The sequence below is a fragment of the Mycolicibacter sinensis genome, from assembly GCF_001673565.1.
Lineage (GTDB): Bacteria > Actinomycetota > Actinomycetes > Mycobacteriales > Mycobacteriaceae > Mycobacterium > Mycobacterium sinense_C.
Map to the genome: position 1 here is coordinate 1 of NZ_LZMF01000033.1, position 15277 is coordinate 15277.

At 69.3% G+C, this 15277-nt stretch carries 11 protein-coding genes and 1 tRNA gene; 4 read left to right on the forward strand and 8 right to left on the reverse strand.

Annotation, left to right across the window (positions count from 1 at the left end; genetic code table 11):
• Positions 1-437: 437 nt before the first annotated feature.
• The 3 genes from A5648_RS05445 to A5648_RS05455 form a co-directional block, all read right to left on the reverse strand.
• Positions 438-511 (reverse strand) — tRNA-Met (locus tag A5648_RS05445).
• 96 nt (positions 512-607) lie between these two features.
• Positions 608-3571, reverse strand: a complete 2964-nt coding sequence (locus tag A5648_RS05450; protein WP_065023566.1) for a UPF0182 family protein — start codon at positions 3569-3571, stop codon at positions 608-610.
• A 55-nt stretch (positions 3572-3626) separates the two neighbouring features.
• Entirely contained in the window at positions 3627-4646 is a 1020-nt protein-coding gene (locus A5648_RS05455; protein WP_065023567.1) for a YlbL family protein, read from the reverse strand.
• 46 nt (positions 4647-4692) lie between these two features.
• Between A5648_RS05455 and A5648_RS05460 the strand changes: the two genes are divergently transcribed.
• The 3 genes from A5648_RS05460 (at position 4693) to A5648_RS05470 (ending at position 8391) form a co-directional block, all read left to right on the forward strand.
• Positions 4693-6048 (forward strand): zinc-dependent metalloprotease, encoded by a 1356-nt coding sequence (locus A5648_RS05460; RefSeq protein WP_065023568.1) that lies wholly within the window; start codon positions 4693-4695, stop codon positions 6046-6048.
• 72 nt (positions 6049-6120) lie between these two features.
• Positions 6121-6987, forward strand: a complete 867-nt coding sequence (locus A5648_RS05465; protein WP_065023569.1) for a TOMM precursor leader peptide-binding protein — start codon at positions 6121-6123, stop codon at positions 6985-6987.
• A 54-nt stretch (positions 6988-7041) separates the two neighbouring features.
• A complete protein-coding gene (locus tag A5648_RS05470; RefSeq protein ID WP_065023570.1) occupies positions 7042-8391 on the forward strand; it encodes a macrolide-binding ATPase MABP-1 in 1350 nt (449 codons plus the stop codon).
• A gap of 4 nt (positions 8392-8395) precedes the next feature.
• Here the strand turns inward: A5648_RS05470 and A5648_RS05475 are convergent, their stop codons facing one another.
• On the reverse strand, positions 8396-8644 hold the full coding sequence (locus tag A5648_RS05475; RefSeq protein WP_065023571.1) for a WhiB family transcriptional regulator: 249 nt from the start codon (positions 8642-8644) through the stop codon (positions 8396-8398).
• Positions 8645-8885: 241 nt separating this feature from the next.
• Positions 8886-10979 carry an ATP-dependent DNA helicase UvrD2 gene (locus A5648_RS05480; protein ID WP_065023572.1) on the reverse strand — a complete coding sequence of 698 codons (2094 nt, stop codon included), beginning with the start codon at positions 10977-10979 and terminating at the stop codon, positions 8886-8888.
• A gap of 67 nt (positions 10980-11046) precedes the next feature.
• Between A5648_RS05480 and A5648_RS05485 the strand changes: the two genes are divergently transcribed.
• Complete coding sequence (locus tag A5648_RS05485; RefSeq protein ID WP_065023573.1) at positions 11047-11307, forward strand: mycoredoxin; 261 nt, start codon at positions 11047-11049, stop codon at positions 11305-11307.
• Between the two features lie 14 nt (positions 11308-11321).
• Here the strand turns inward: A5648_RS05485 and nudC are convergent, their stop codons facing one another.
• The 3 genes from nudC to A5648_RS05500 form a co-directional block, all read right to left on the reverse strand.
• Positions 11322-12236, reverse strand: a complete 915-nt coding sequence (nudC, locus tag A5648_RS05490; protein WP_065023574.1) for an NAD(+) diphosphatase — start codon at positions 12234-12236, stop codon at positions 11322-11324.
• Positions 12233-13309: a potassium channel family protein gene (locus A5648_RS05495; protein WP_065023575.1), complete on the reverse strand. Its 1077-nt coding sequence runs from the start codon at positions 13307-13309 to the stop codon at positions 12233-12235. The genes nudC and A5648_RS05495 overlap by 4 nt, the downstream gene beginning before the upstream one ends.
• A gap of 55 nt (positions 13310-13364) precedes the next feature.
• Positions 13365-15277, reverse strand: a 1913-nt coding sequence (locus tag A5648_RS05500) for a PD-(D/E)XK nuclease family protein (RefSeq protein WP_131810527.1), incomplete at its 5' end; no start/stop codon positions are given.

Here is a 15277-nt window from a genome sequence, read left to right on the forward strand (position 1 = left end):
ACTACGCTCAACAACCGACTTCGACACCCGTCGAGGTCTCAAACTAGAAAGTCTCCGGACATGCCGGGGCGATTCAGACTGGCGATAGCGGCCTGGATCGAGCGCACCTACCACCGACGCCGCCGGCAACGCGCCCTCGGCAAGCTCAACCCCGATAGAGCTCGAACTGCTCCACATATCAGTCGCAACCGCGGCCTGAAATTCACACCCACCGAGTCAACTGAACTCGGGGCAGTCCCAATCCCCGTCCTGATCCTCGCCAAGGGCCACCACATCACCGTCATCAACGTCGCCACCGGAGAAACCCTCCATGACTTCACTCTCGACTCCACCGAGGACTACCAAACCACGCGGAGTCCCACCCGGACCAAAACGGAAAAAGCTCTGAACCTAATGCAGGTTCAGAGCTATTCCGATGTCTTGCGACATCACATTAGTAGCGGGGACAGGATTCGAACCTGCGACCTCTGGGTTATGAGCCCAGCGAGCTACCGAGCTGCTCCACCCCGCGTCGGTAGATCCAAGGTTACCCAATGGCGGCGTACACGCCAAATCGGCTGCTACCGGCACCCATTCCCGGCCGCGAGCACCCGGAAGGGAACTACTTCTACTTGGTGCTGTTGAACTTCGCCATCGCGTCGTCGAGGCGCTGCAGTGCCGACCCGTAGCCCGCGAAGTCGCCCCGACGCTGGGTCTCGCGCACCGCGGTGATCGCCGCCTCGATCTCTTGCAGCGCGGCAACTTTCGCCGCCGACAGCCCGGCGCTGCCCGCCGGCGGGGGCGGCGCCGCCGCGGCAGGCGGAGCGCTCGCCGGCGGCGGCTGCTGCTGGGCCGCGGCGCCGCCCTCGGTGGGCGCGATATCGGTCGCCGCCGCACTGGCCCCGGGCCCGAACAGGCCGGTGAGCGCGTCGGAAACCGTTGGCCCGTAACCGATCTTGTCGTTGTACATCATCGCCACCCGGATCAACCGCGGGTACGACGATGCGGCGTCGCTGGAACCCGGCGAGGCGTAGACCGGTTCGACGTAGAGCAGCCCGCCCTGGGCCACCGGCAGGGTCAGCAGGTTGCCCCATCGGATGCGGTTCTGGTTGTCGCGCCCGATCACCCCGAGGTCCTGGCTGACCGCGGTGTCGGTGGTGATCGCGTTATTGGCCAGCTTGGGGCCGTTGACCTGACCCGGGATGGTCAGCACGGTGATCTTGCCGTAGGTGTCCGGATCAGAGCTGGCGGAGATGTAGGCGGCCAGATAGTCGCGCTTGAACCGGTTCATCGCGCTGGTCAGCTGGTAGGACGCCGAACCGTCTTCCTTGACAAGGTTTTTCGCCACGATGTAGTACGGCGGCTGGAAGCTGCTGGCGGTCGGGTTGGGGTCCAGCGGCACGTCCCAGAAGTCCGACGTGGAGAAGAACGTGATCGGGTCGTTGACGTGGTACTTGGCCAGCAGCATCCGCTGCACCTTGAACAGGTCCTCGGGGTACCGCAGGTGCTCGGCGAGTTCGGGCGAGATCTCCGACTTGGGCTTGACCGTCCCGGGGAACACCTTCATCCAAGCCCGTAGCACCGGGTCGTGCTCGTCTTGGGCGTAGAGGCTCACCGTGCCGTCGTAGGCGTCGACGGTGGCCTTCACCGAGTTGCGGATGTAGGACACCCGCCGGTCGGGCAGCAACCGGTTGAACTCCACCTCTTTGGAGTCCATGGTTGCCGACGACAACGAGGTCAGCTGCGAGTACGGGTAGTTGTCCAAGGTGGTGTAGCCGTCGATGATCCACACCAGGCGCTTGTTCACGATCGCCGGATACACCGTGGAATCGGTGGTCAGCCACGGCGCCACCGCCTGCACCCGGCCGGCCGGGTCACGGTTGAACAAGATCTTGCTGTCCGGGCCGATCACGTTGGAGAACAAGAAATTACGTTCGGCGAATTTCGCGGCGAACACACCGCGGGCCAGCCAGTTTCCGATGTTGACCCCGCCCGCACCGGTGTAGGTGTAGTTCTTCGTCTCGACGTTCGTCTCGTAGTCGTATTCACGGTCGGGGCCGTTGCGTCCGACGATGGCGTAGTCGGCGACGGTGTCGGCGATCACGGGCCCGTAGTACACCCGCGGCTGGTCGAGGCGGGCCGGGCCCTGGGAGACCACGCTGCCGTTGGCGCCGACCACGTTCACCAGGAACTCGGGATAGCCGCCGTTCTGGTTGGGGTCGTTGGCGATTCCGCGCACGGTGTTGGCCGGCGAGGCGATGAACCCGTTGCCGTGGGTGTAGACGGTGTGCCGGTTGATCCAGTCGCGCTGGTTGTCGATCAGCCGATCAGGGTTGAGTTCGCGGGCGGCGACCACGTAGTCGCGCAACTCGCCGTCGCTGTCGCGATAGCGGTCGATGGTGAGCTGGTCGGGGAAGAAGTAGAAGTTCTTGCCCTGCTGAAACTGGGTGAACGCGGGGCTGACGATGGTCGGGTCCAGCAGCCGGATGTTGGAGGTGGTGGCGACATCGGCGCCCACCTGCGCGGCCGTAGCGCGTGCGTCACCGCTGTAGTCGCGATAGGTGACCACGTCCTCGGTCAACCCGTAGGCGTGCCTGGTCGCGGCGATCGAACGCGAGATGTACTCGCTCTCCTTCTGCGCCGCATTGGGTTTGACGCTGAACTGCTCGACGATCAGCGGCCAGCCCGCGCCGACGACCACCGACGACAGCAGCAGCAGCACCAGACCGATCGCCGGAATCTGCAAATCGCGCAGCACGATCGCCGAGAACACCGCCACCGCACAGATCAGCGCGATCGCCAGCAAGATCATCTTGGCCGGCAGCACCGCGTTGATGTCGGTGTAGCCGGCCCCGGTGAACGGCTTGCCGGTGCGGGTGTGGCTGAGCAGCTCATAGCGGTCCAGCCAGTAGGCGGCGGCCTTGAGCAACACCAGGGTGCCGATCAGGCTGACCACCTGGATACGCGCCGGGCGGCTCAGCGCGCCGGCACGGCCGGACAACCGGATTCCGCCGAAGATGTAGTGGGTGGTCAGGTTGGCCAGGGTGGCCAAGAAGAACGTCACCAGCAGCAGCCCGACCACCAGCCGGTAGAACGGTAGGTCGAAGGCGTAGAAGCCGAGGTCTTTGCCGAACTGCGGATCGGCGATCCCGAAGTCACCGCCCCGCAGGAACAACTGGATGCGCACCCAATAACTCTGGGCCACGATGCCGGCCAGCAGACCGATGCCGACCGGTATCCCGAATCCGACCAGCCGCAGCCGTGACAACACCGCGGTGCGATAGCGCGCCACCGGATCGTTGGCGCCGTTGCTGGGCACGAACACCGGCCGGACCCGGAAGGCCATCGCCAGTGCGGCGAACACGATGCCGCCGACGATCAGGCCCACCACCACGAAGGCGACCACCCGGGTCAGCAGCGTCGTAACGAAAACCGACCGATAGCCCAGCTCCCCGAACCACAACCAGTCGACGTAGCCGTCGATCAGCCGCGGCCCGACCAGCAGCAACAGGATCACGACGACCGCGCTGCCGATCATGATCCGGCTGCGTGGGGTCAACTTCGGCATTCTCGCGGTGGGCCGCATACCCACGTGCCACGCTCCCTAGCTCAGTGGTCCTGACCGCCCCACTGTAGCCAACCCGGTCTCAGCAAGACGGTGGCTGACCTCCGCCGGTGAGCGTGCGCAACGCATCCACCGCCTGGGCGAGGCTGTCGACCTTGATCAGTTGCAGTCCGTTGTTGTCCGATCGGGCTTCATAGCAGTTCTCGGCGGGGACCAGAAACACCGTCGCGCCGGCCTCCTTCGCCGCGATCATCTTGTGGGTGATGCCGCCGATCGACTCGACCTGGCCGTTGGCCTTGATGACCCCGGTGCCCGCGACGAAGTTCTCACCGGCCAGTCCGCCGGTGCTGAGTTTGTCGATGACGGCCAGCGAGAACATCAGCCCGGCCGAGGGGCCGCCGATATTGGCGAGGTTGAACTCGACGGTGAACGGCGCCCACGGCGCGTCGAGCACCGACACGCCCAGAAATCCGTTGGGACGGTCCTTGTTCTCTCCCAGCGTAATTCGGGCAGTGCCGGGCGCGGCGTTCTTGCGCCGGTAGTCGAGGGCCACCGTCTCGCCGGGCTTGGTGCCGGCCAGCTTCGCGGTGAACTGTTCGACGGTGTAGACGGGTTCGCCGTTGACGGCGTCCACGGCGTCACCGGGCTGCAGCTTGCCCGCCGACGGCCCGGGATCGTGGACGTCGGCCAGGGTGACCGCGCTCGGGTAGCGCAGGTAGCCCAGGGCGGCGTACTCGGCGCTTTGCTCGGACGCACGGAATTCGGCGTCGTTGTCCTCGTCGACTTCCTGCCGCGACTTTCCCGGCGGATAGACCAGGTCACGGGGCATGAGCTGCTCGCGTCCGGACAGCCACAGCGCCAGCGCCTCGCCGAGGGTCAGCCCGTCGCGCTGGGACACCGTGGTCATGTTGAGGTGACCGGTCGTCGGATGCGTTTTGGTGCCCTGAATGTCGACCACCTGCTTGCCCTCGACCATCCCCAGGGTGTCGAAGGTAGGGCCCGGCCCCAGCGACACGAAGGGCACGGTCACCGCCGCCAGCAGTACGCCGAACACGACCACCGGCAGCAGTGCCGCCAACAGCGTGAGAATCCGCCTGTTCACCCCGGGAATGGTAAACGGCCGGATGCCGGTGGGTACGGTTGTGTCTATGGCTGATCTGCCCTTCGGTTTCTCTTCGGGGGACGACCCGGACCGCGAGCGACCCGGGGGGCGCGAACCTGGTTCGGGTTCCGGGCCGACCGATCCGTTCGGAATGGGTGCCGGTTTCAACATCTCCGACCTGGGCCAGCTCTTCACCCAGCTCGGCCAGATGTTCAGCAGCGCCGGCACGGCGGGCGGCGGCCGGCCGGCCGGGCCGGTGAATTACGACCTGGCCCGACAGGTCGCGGCCCGCTCGATCGGTTCGGTCGCGCCGGTGACGGGGTCGACCGCCACCGCCATCGGCGACGCGGTGCACCTGGCCGAGACGTGGCTCAACGGGGTGACCTCCTTGCCGGCCGGCACCACCGGCTCGGCCGCGTGGACCCCGGTGGACTGGGTGGAGCACACCATGGCCACCTGGCAGCGACTGTGCGACCCGATGGCCGAGCAGGTGTCGTCGGTGTGGGCCTCGGCGCTGCCGGAGGAGGCCAAGAGCATGGCGGGCCCACTGCTGTCGATGATGTCGCAGATGGGCGGGCTGGCGTTCGGATCACAGCTGGGCCAGGCGCTGGGCCGGTTGTCCGGAGAGGTACTGACCTCGACCGACATCGGATTGCCACTGGGGCCCAAGGGAATTGCCGCGCTGCTGCCCGGGGCGATCGAAGAACTGGCCGACGGCCTGGAGCAGCCGCGCAGTGAGATCGTCACCTTCTTGGCGGCCCGCGAGGCCGCCCACCACCGGTTGTTCTCCCATGTCCCGTGGCTGGCCAACCAGCTGCTCAGCGCGGTGGAGGCCTACGCGCGCGGCATGCAGATCGACATCCGGGGCATCGAGGAGCTGGCCCAAGGCTTCGATCCGTCCGCGATGATGGCCGACCCCTCGGCGATGGAGGAGTTGCTCAATCAGGGGGTGTTCGAACCCAAGTCGACGCCGGAGCAGCTGGCCGCTCTGGAGCGGCTGGAGACCCTGCTGGCGCTGATCGAGGGCTGGGTGCGCACGGTGGTGACAGCGGCGCTGGGTGACCGGATCCCGGGCACCGCCGCGCTGTCGGAGACGCTGCGTCGCCGCCGCGCCACCGGCGGTCCGGCCGAGCAGACCTTCGCCACCCTGGTGGGCCTGGAATTGCGCCCGCGCAAGCTCAGCGAAGCCGCGGTGCTGTGGGAGCGGCTGACCGCGGCCGTCGGAGTCGACGCCCGCGACCGGGTGTGGCAGCACCCGGACCTGTTGCCCGAGGCCGCCGACCTCGATGACCCGGCCGCTTTCATCGACCGGATGCTGGGCGGTGACACCAGCGGCATCGATGCGGCGATCGCCGAATTCCAGCGCGGCAGCGAGGACGGCGACGACAGCGGCGAGGAGTGACGGGGCGGGTTTTTCAACCTCCTGTGGATAACCGGAGCCAGCCGCACCGACCGGCGTGACAGGGTCGGGTGCGTGAGCAGGGTTGATTCCGAGACACCGGCCTACGCGCTGGACCCGGCGCGGCCGGTGTTGCTGCGGCCGGACGGGGCGGTACAGGTCGGCTGGGATCCGCGGCGGGCCGTCCTGGTGCAGCCGCCACCTGGCCTGACCCCGGCCGGCCTGGCCGCCGTGCTGCGCTGCATGCAGACCCCCACCACCGCTGCCGAGCTGCGGGTCGAGGCCGCCCGGCACGGCCCGGTGGACGGTGCGGAGTTCGACAGCCTGCTGGGTGCGCTGCTCGACGCGCGGGTCGCCGTCATCCGCGGCCCGCGCCGGCCGCACCGGGCGGTGTCGCTGCGGGTGCACGGCCGCGGGCCACTGTCGGATCTGCTGGTCGAGTCGCTGCGCTGCTCGGGCGCCGTCATCCGGCGCAGCAGCCACCCGCACGCCGAGGTGAGCACCGCCGGCACGGACCTGGTGGTGCTGACCGACTATCTGGTCACCGATCCACGGCTGGTGCGCGAGCTGCACGCCGAGCGGGTGCCGCACCTGCCGGTGCGGGTGCGCGACGGCACCGGGGTGGTCGGCCCGCTCGTTCTCCCCGGCAAGACCAGCTGCCTGGGATGCGCCGATCTGCACCGGCGCGATCGCGACGCCTCCTGGCCGGCGGTGGCCGCCCAGCTGCGCGACACCGTCGCCCACACCGACCGCGCGACGGTGCTGGCGACGGTGGCCCTGGCGCTGAGCCAGATCGAGCAGGTGATCGCGGCGGTGCGCGGGACGGCCACCGATCGGGGCCTGACTCCCCCGCCGACGCTCAACGCCACCCTCGAACTGGATCTGGCCACCGGGTCGATCCTGACGCGGCGCTGGGAGCGCCACCCGCTGTGCGACTGCTGACCCGCGCCGTGGACCGGCGATTTCGCACGCGGTGACCAGCGCCACAACAACATCATGGATGATGGACAGGTGGCAGAGATCAAGCGCGGGAGTGCGGCGCGCAACGCGAAGCTGGCCAGTCTGCCCGTCGGTTTCGCCGGCCGGGCGGCTCTCGGTCTCGGGAAGCGGCTGACCGGCAAGTCGAAGGACGAGGTCACCGCCGAGCTCATGGAGAAGGCGGCCAACCAGTTGTTCACCGTCCTGGGTGAGCTCAAGGGCGGCGCGATGAAGGTCGGGCAGGCGCTGTCGGTGATGGAGGCGGCCATCCCCGAGGAGTTCGGCGAACCCTACCGGGAGGCGCTGACCAAGCTGCAGAAGGACGCCCCGCCGCTGCCGGCTGACAAGGTGCACCGGGTGCTCGACGCCCAGCTGGGCACCAAGTGGCGGGAGCGGTTCTCCTCGTTCGATGACACCCCCATCGCCTCGGCCAGCATCGGCCAGGTGCACAAAGCGGTGTGGGGCGATGGCCGCCAGGTGGCGGTCAAGATCCAGTACCCCGGCGCCGACCAGGCACTGCGCGCCGACTTGAAGACCATTCGGCGGTTGACCGGCGTCTTCAAGCAGCTGGCGCCCGGTGTCGATGTCCAAGGTGTCGTCGATGAGCTGATCGAGCGCACCGAGATGGAGCTGGACTACCGGCTGGAAGCCGACAACCAGCGGATCTTCGCCAAGGCCTACGCGGGCCACCCGCACTTTCTCATCCCGAACGTGGTGGCCAGCGCCCCCAAGGCGGTGATCCAGGAGTGGATCGACGGCGTCGGGATGGCCGAGATCATCCGCAACGGCACCGTCGAGCAACGTGACCTGATGGGCACCCGGCTGGCCGAGTTCACCTGGGACGCCGCGCGCCGGCTGGAGCTCATCCACGGCGACGCCCACCCGGGCAACTTCATGCTGCTCCCGGACGGCCGGATGGGCGTGATCGACTTCGGCGCGGTGGCGCCGATGCCCGGCGGCTTCCCCCCGGAGCTGGGCGCCGCGGTGCGCTACGCCCGGGACAACGACTACGACCAGGTCATCGCGACGATGCGCAAAGGCGGCTTCATCCAGAAGGGCCAGGAGGTCTCGGTACGCGAGATCGACGAGATGCTGCGCCAGTACGTCGAGCCGGTGGAGGTCGAGGTGTTCCATTACAGCCGCAAATGGCTGATGCGCATGGCCGGCAAGCAGCTGGAACGCCCCGTCGAGCAACTCAAGACCGCCCGTCAGCTGGATCTGCCGCCGAAGCTGGCGATGCCGATGCGGGTGCTGGCCTCCACCACGGCGATCATGTGCCAGCTCGACGCGCACGTGCCGATCAAGCGGCTTTCCGAGGAATTGGTGCCCGGATTCACCGATCCCGACGCCGTAGCGGTCGGACCCTAGGCACTCAGGCGGCCACCGGCTCCTTGCGCGGGCGCCCGCGCGGGCGTTTGCGACCGATGACGGTGCCGCGGTCGAGGATCTCGCCGCCCCACACCCCCCAGGGTTCGGCGCGCTGCAGTGCCAGCGCCAGGCACTGCCGGCGGATCGGGCAGCCGGCACAGAGCGCTTTGGCCCGCTCCAGGTCCGCGGGGTCGTCGGCGAACCACAGGTCGGGATCACGATTGCACGGAAGCTCGGGTCGGTTCTTCATCATCGCTGGTCACCTGTTCTGGGAATAACGCAAAAAAAATATGGCCACGGATCCTGGTCTGGGTCCGTGGCCATCGGGCGGCTTGAGCTGATGCGTTAGACAAAACCCCGATGCACGGACACGCCGGCAGCGGCATGCGCCGCCGCAGCAGCCGCATGTACGCCGATCGTGTTCGGGGTGTTCATGGTTAGGCAGGTTAACGGTTGCCGCCCGGGATGCACAACCGAATTTCTGACCTGCGCGTTCAGTCCCGGTTGCGGACCAGCTCGAGCACGTCGGAACCGAACTGTTCGAGCTTGCGCGCACCGATGCCCGGAATGGCCACCAGAGCGGCCTCGTCGACGGGCAGCATCTCAGCGATCGCGGTCAGCGTGTTGTCCGAAAAAACTATGTAGGCAGGCACTTTCAGCTCCGTGGCGGTGCGCAGTCGCCAATCTTTGAGCGCCACCAGCAGCTCGGTGTCGACGTCGGCCGCACAGGTCTCACATCGGCTCAGCATGATGGCCGCCGGTGTGCTCAGCGTCTTGTTGCAGACCCGGCAGTGCTTCGGAGCGCCGCGGCTTCGGCGCCGGGCCGGTGTCGCCGCAGCATCGGCCTGCGGCGCGATCCCGCTGAGGAACCGCGACGGTTTGCGCGACGCCCGCCCGCCCGGGGCGCGCGCCAGCGCCCAGCTCAACGCCAGATGCACCCGGGCGCGGGTGACGCCGACGTAGAGCAGCCGGCGTTCCTCCTCGACGGCCTCGCTGTCCGGGCCGTGCGCCAGGGCATGCGAGATGGGCAGGGTGCCGTCGGCCAGGCCCACCAAAAACACCGCGTCCCACTCCAGCCCCTTGGCGGCGTGCAGCGAGGCCAGCGTGACGCCCTGCACCGTCGGCGGGTGTCGAGAGTCGGCACGCATCCGCAGTTCGGCCAGCAAGCCGGGCAAATCCAGGTCGGGGCGCTGTGCCACTTCGTCGTCGACCAGTTCCGCCAACGCGCCCAGCGCCTCCCAGCGTTCCCGGGCCTTGGCCCCGCTCGGCGGTTCGGCCGTCAGCCCGAGCGGTTCGAGAACCTGGCGCACGACGTCAGGTAGCGGCCCGTCGGCGCCACGCTCTGCTGCGCGCCGCAGCGCCACCAGCGCCTGGCGGATCTCCTGGCGGGTGAAAAAGCCCTCTCCCCCGCGGACCTGGTAGGCGATTCCGGCCTCGGTCAGGGCCTCCTCGTAGACCTCCGACTGCGCGTTGATCCGGTAGAGCACGGCGATCTCGGCCGGCGCGGTGCCGCCCTCGATCAGCCGGGCGATCGACTTGGCCGCCGCGGCGGCCTCGGCGACCTCGTCGGGGTACTCCCGAAAGGTCGGTGCCGGGCCGGGATCGCGCTGACCGATCAGTTTGAGTTTGCTGCCGGCCACCCGTCCGCGGGCCGCGGCGATCACCCGGTTGGCCAGCGACACCACCTCCGGGGTGGAGCGGTAGTCGCGTTCCAGGCGCACCAGGGCGGCCTCGGGGAACCGGCGGGTGAAGTCGAGCAGGTAGCGCGGCGAGGCGCCGGTGAACGAGTAGATGGTCTGGTTGGCGTCACCGACCACGGTCAGGTCGTCACGCTGGCCCAGCCAGGCCGACAGCACCCGCTGCTGCAGCGGGGTGACGTCCTGGTATTCGTCGACCACGAAGCAGCGGTAGCGGTCCCGGAATTCGGCGGCCACGGCCGCGTCGTTCTCGATCGCGGCGGCGGTGTGCAACAGCAGGTCGTCGAAGTCGAGCATGGCCACTTCGCCGCGGGCCTTCAGCGCCTCGTAGCCGGCGTAGACGTCGGCGAGCTTGGTGGCCTCGATCGGGGTGTCCCGCCCGGCGGCCGCCACTGCCTCCGGGTACTGCTCCGGCCCGATCAGGGAGGCCTTGGCCCACTCGATCTCGCCGGCCACGTCGCGCACGTCGTCGTTGGAGAGGCGCAGCCCGGCGTGGCCGGCGGCCCGGGCGACCACCCCGAACTTGCGGTCCAGCAGTTCCCAGGCGGTGTCGCCGACCACCCGCGGCCAGAAGTAGCGCAGCTGCCGGCGCGCGGCGGCGTGGAACGTCAGCGCCTGCACCGCGCCGACGCCGGCCGGGTTGCCGGCGGCCGAGCCCAGGGCACGCAGCCGCGAGCGCATCTCACCGGCGGCACGCTGGGTGAACGTCACCGCCAGCACCTGTCCGGGCGCGACGTGACCGGCCGCAACCAGTTGGGCGATCCGGTGGGTGATGGTGCGGGTTTTGCCGGTCCCGGCACCGGCCAGCACGCACACCGGACCCCGAGGCGCCAGGACGGCGGCGCGCTGCTCGTCGTCCAAGCCGGCGATCAGCGCATCCATGGCGTCCATCTTGACAGGGACCTCCGACGCCCGGCCGCGAGCGGCCCGCCATCCTCAGCGACTAGCTTTGAGAGCTATGACTGTTAGCGATCCGCCGCTCATCATGTACACCACGCAATGGTGCGGTTACTGCCGCCAGCTCAAGAAGGCCCTGGAGAAGTTCGAGATCGGCTACGACGAGATCGATATCGAGCAGGATCCCACCGCCGCCAAGTTCGTCGAGGAAGCCAACGGCGGCAACCGCACGGTGCCGACGCTGCGCTTCGCCGACGGCTCGACGCTGACCAACCCGACCGGCCGCGAGGTCAAGGCGAAACTGGATCGGCTCAGCAGCTGATCGCCTCCGCGGGATCAGCCGACCCAGGACTCGATGATCGTCCGGGCGATCGAGATCGACCCGGGCAGCAGCAGTTTCGCCTCCGCCGAGCCGCCGCTCCAGGCCCCGGCGTCTAACGCGGCGCGCACTTCGTCGCGGGTGAACCAGTTCGCCTCGGTGATCTCACCGTCGCTGAACACGAACTCCTGCCCCGGGTCGGCGACCGCGTGGAAGCCCACCATCAGCGAGCGCGGGAACGGCCAGGGCTGGCTGCCCAAGTAACTGACGTCGCGCACCGCCAGCCCGACCTCCTCGTGGACCTCCCGGACCACACAGGCCTCGAACGACTCGCCGGCCTCGACGAACCCGGCCAGCAGCGAGAACATCCGCACCGGCCAATTGTGCTGGCGGGCCAGCACCACCCGGTCGGCGCCGTCGTGCACCAGGCAGATCACCGCCGGATCGATCCGGGGGAACTCCTCGGCGCCGGTGACGGGATTGACCCGCGCCCACCCGCCGCGCACCGGTTTGGTCGGTGTGCCGTCGACGGCGGAAAACCGGGCGCTCTCATGCCAATTCAGCAGGGCGATGGCCGAGGACACCAGCTGCGCGCTGGTGTCGTCGAAGACGTCTCCGATGGCCCGCAGGTCCAGCACCGAAACGTCGCCGTCGGGCGGCGCCTGCAGCGCACCACGGAGCGCCCAGACGTGCCGGCCGTCTTCGAGGCGGCCCAGGAACACCGCGTCGGGTGGGGGCGTGTCGCCGAGTTCGCCGGCGTCGTGCAACACCACCCGGCCGTCGGCGACCAGCACCTGGTTGCGGGGGTCGACCCGCAGCAGTGCGGCGGCCCGCCAGCCGGCGACGGCCGCGTCGGTGTCGGTGCGCAACTGGTCGGCCCGGTCGGCGCCGATCCGCGACAGCAGGGGCACCTGGCGCAGCTGGAAGCTCACTGGTTGCCCACCGTACGGACGTAGAGCAGCCGGTCACCGGTCTCGATCGCATCGACTTCCGGTGCGTCCAGCCGCAGCAGCTGCCCGTCGCGGACGACGGCGAGCACGATTTCGGTGAGATGCTTCGCCGAGGCGCCGACCTCTTTCTGCTCCACCTCCCGCTCGGCGATGGCGTAGCCGGCGTCGGGGGTGAGCAGATCCTCGATGATCTCCACCACGTTGGGCGTGGTGGTGGCGATGCCGAGCAGCCGCCCGGCGGTCTCCGAGGACACCACCACCGAGTTGGCGCCGGACTGCTCGAGCAGGTGCTGGTTCTCGGCTTCCCGGATGGCCGCCACGATGGTGGCCTCGGGGGCGATCTCGCGGGCGGTCAGGGTCACCAGTGCCGCGTTGGCGTCGTCGCCGGTGGCGACCACGATCGCCGCTGCGCGCTGGGCACTGGCCAGCCGCAGCACGTCCGACCTGGTGGCGTCGCCGTCCACCGTCACGAAGCCGGCGCTCTTCGCCCGTTCCAGCACAGCCCGGTCGCTGTCCACCACGACGATGTCGCTCGGGGTGGTCTCGTCGTCGCCGAGCATCGCGGCGATCGCGGTTTTGCCCTTGGTCCCGTACCCGATGACGATGGTGTGGTCTCGCACCCTTTTCCTCCAACGCTGAATGCGGAATGCCTGCTGAGAAGTCTCGGTGAACGCCTCCACGGTCGTCCCGACCAACAGAATCAGGAATGCGATCCGCAGCGGGGTGATGATCGCGACGTTGATCAGGCGGGAGAACTCGGTGACGGGCGTGATATCGCCGTACCCGGTGGTCGACAATGTCACCGCCGAGTAATACAGGCAGTCCAAAAAGGTCAGCCGGTCGCCCTGCACATCCTGGTAGCCGTCCCGGTCGATGTAGACGAAGATCGTGGACACCAGCAGGGCCACCAGCGCGATCAGGGAGCGCCGGTAGACGGTGCGGCCGGGACTGGACTGCCCCTGGGGGATGCGCAGGACGCCGACGAGCGCGTGACTGGGTTGGGCGGTCAGCGCCTCGTCGAGACGACGCAGCCGTCGCCAGCTAGCTCCTGCCACGACGGGCGGTCATCGGTCAGCCTGACGCACGGACCCACTGTAACCACACGGGTCGTCAACCGTTGAGCAGCGCGGTCAGCTCGGCGAGCTCGGGCAGTTCGTCGGGGACGACGGTGGTGCGGGTGCGCACGTAGTGGAACGCGGCCCGCACCTTCGATTCCGGGCAGCCGCTCAGCGCGGCCCACGCCAGCCGGTATACCCCGAGCTGAACCGTGGCGTGCCGCTGCGCCTCCGGCCCGGCCGGGGCAGCACCGGTCTTCCAGTCCACCACGGTGACGCCGCCGTCCGGCTCGGCGAAGACCGCGTCGATCCGCCCGCGCACCAGGGTGTGCCCGACGGCCATCTCGAAGGGCACCTCCACGGCGACCGGTGAGCGGGCCGCCCACGGCGAGGCCAAAAACGCCTCCTGCAGGCCGGCGAGCTCCTGCGCGTCGGCCCTGGCGGTGTCGGCGTCGGCAGCGCCCGGTAGATCGTCGAGCTCGAAGAGCCGCTCGGCACCGTAGAGCCGTTGCACCCAGTCGTGGAAAGCGGTGCCCAGCAACGCATGCGGGTCCGGGCGGGTCGGGAGCCGGCGGGTCAGCCGCTGCGCCGCGCCGGCCGGGTCGCGGCTCAGCTCGACCAGATTGCTCACCGAGACCTGGCCGGGCAGCGTTCGGTCCGGTTGTGCGGCCGCCAGGGCCCGCTCGGCCAGCAGCGCATCGACGTCGGCGGCCCACGGGCTGTCGGCCGACGCCGCGGAGTCCCCGGCCATCACGGCGGCGACCAGTGCGGCTCCGGCTACCACGGAGTCGCGGCGCGAGCCGAGCGGGTCCGTCGGCCAAACGGCTTCTGCGGCGTTGTCGCACAGCGGGTTTGGCTCGCCGTCGGCCGGCGCCGGCGCCCAGTGTTCGATGACTCCGGCGCCGGACTCCTCGATGACCGCCTTGAGTTCGGTCAGGAAGTCCGACGGCCCACGCGGCTTGGTCTCACCGACTCCCCAGTGGTGACCGGAGACCAACAGGGTCTCCTCGGCGCGGGTGACCGCGACGTAGAGCAGCCGGCGCTCTTCGTCAACCCGGCGCTGGTCCAGCCGGCGCTGGTGCTCGGAAATGGTGTCGGACAGCTGCTTTCGATTGGTGACCGCGCCGGTGTCGAGCACCGGGACACCGTGAGCGCCGGGTTTATGCGGCGGTCCCAGCTTCGGCTCTCCTACGTCGAGCCTCACTGAACCGCCGGGCTCGGCGCGGTCACCGCGCAGCAGCGGCGGCAACTCGGCGGCATCGGAGAGCCAGTTGCGCCGCGAGGCGGTCGACGGGAACACCCGCGCCACCAGGTGCGGTACCGCCACCACCTGCCATTCCAGTCCTTTGGCGGCGTGCACGGTGAGGACCTGAACCCGGTCAGCGGCGACCACCGGAGTGGCCGGCGCCAACCCGTTCTCCACCACGGCGGCCGCATCCAGGTACGCCAGCAGACCCGGCAGGGTTGCCGGGCCGCCGACGCCCTCCACATAGCCGGCGACTACGTCGGCGAACGCGTCGAGCTGTTCGGTGCCCCACGCGGCGGCCACCGGCTGCGCGGCGAGCACCTCACAGTCCAGGCCCAGCACCCGGCGCACCTCGGCCACCAGGTCGGGCAGCGGATGCCACAGGTGGCCGCGCAGCGCGCTCAGCTCCTCGGCCAGTGCGGCGATACGCCGGTACCCGGTGGCCGAATAGCGCTCCGCCGGCCCGGGGTCGGCCAGCGCGTCGGCCAGGCATGCGGTGTCGGAATCGGGTCCGGCCTGCGCGGCGATCGCGGCGGCCGAGACCGGCTCGGTGGCGTGGTCGGGGCGGACCAGCTCGGCGGCGCGCCGCCACAGCGCGGCCAGGTCGGCGGCGCCGAGCCGCCACCGCGCACCGGTCAGCACCCGGATCGCCGCGGCCCCGGCCGTCGGCTCGGAAACCAACCGCAGCATCGCCACCAGGTCGGCGACCTCGGGCACCGACA

What these genes read in the sequence shown, in the direction of transcription:
- A5648_RS05460 (WP_065023568.1), top strand. Translation starts at nt 4,693, where the DNA reads ATGGCTGATCTGCCCTTCGGTTTCTCTTCGGGGGACGACCCGGACCGC.
- A5648_RS05470 (WP_065023570.1), top strand. Translation starts at nt 7,042, where the DNA reads ATGGATGATGGACAGGTGGCAGAGATCAAGCGCGGGAGTGCGGCGCGC.
- A5648_RS05475 (WP_065023571.1), bottom strand. Translation starts at nt 8,644, where the DNA reads ATGATGAAGAACCGACCCGAGCTTCCGTGCAATCGTGATCCCGACCTG.
- A5648_RS05480 (WP_065023572.1), bottom strand. Translation starts at nt 10,979, where the DNA reads ATGGACGCCATGGATGCGCTGATCGCCGGCTTGGACGACGAGCAGCGC.
- A5648_RS05485 (WP_065023573.1), top strand. Translation starts at nt 11,047, where the DNA reads ATGACTGTTAGCGATCCGCCGCTCATCATGTACACCACGCAATGGTGC.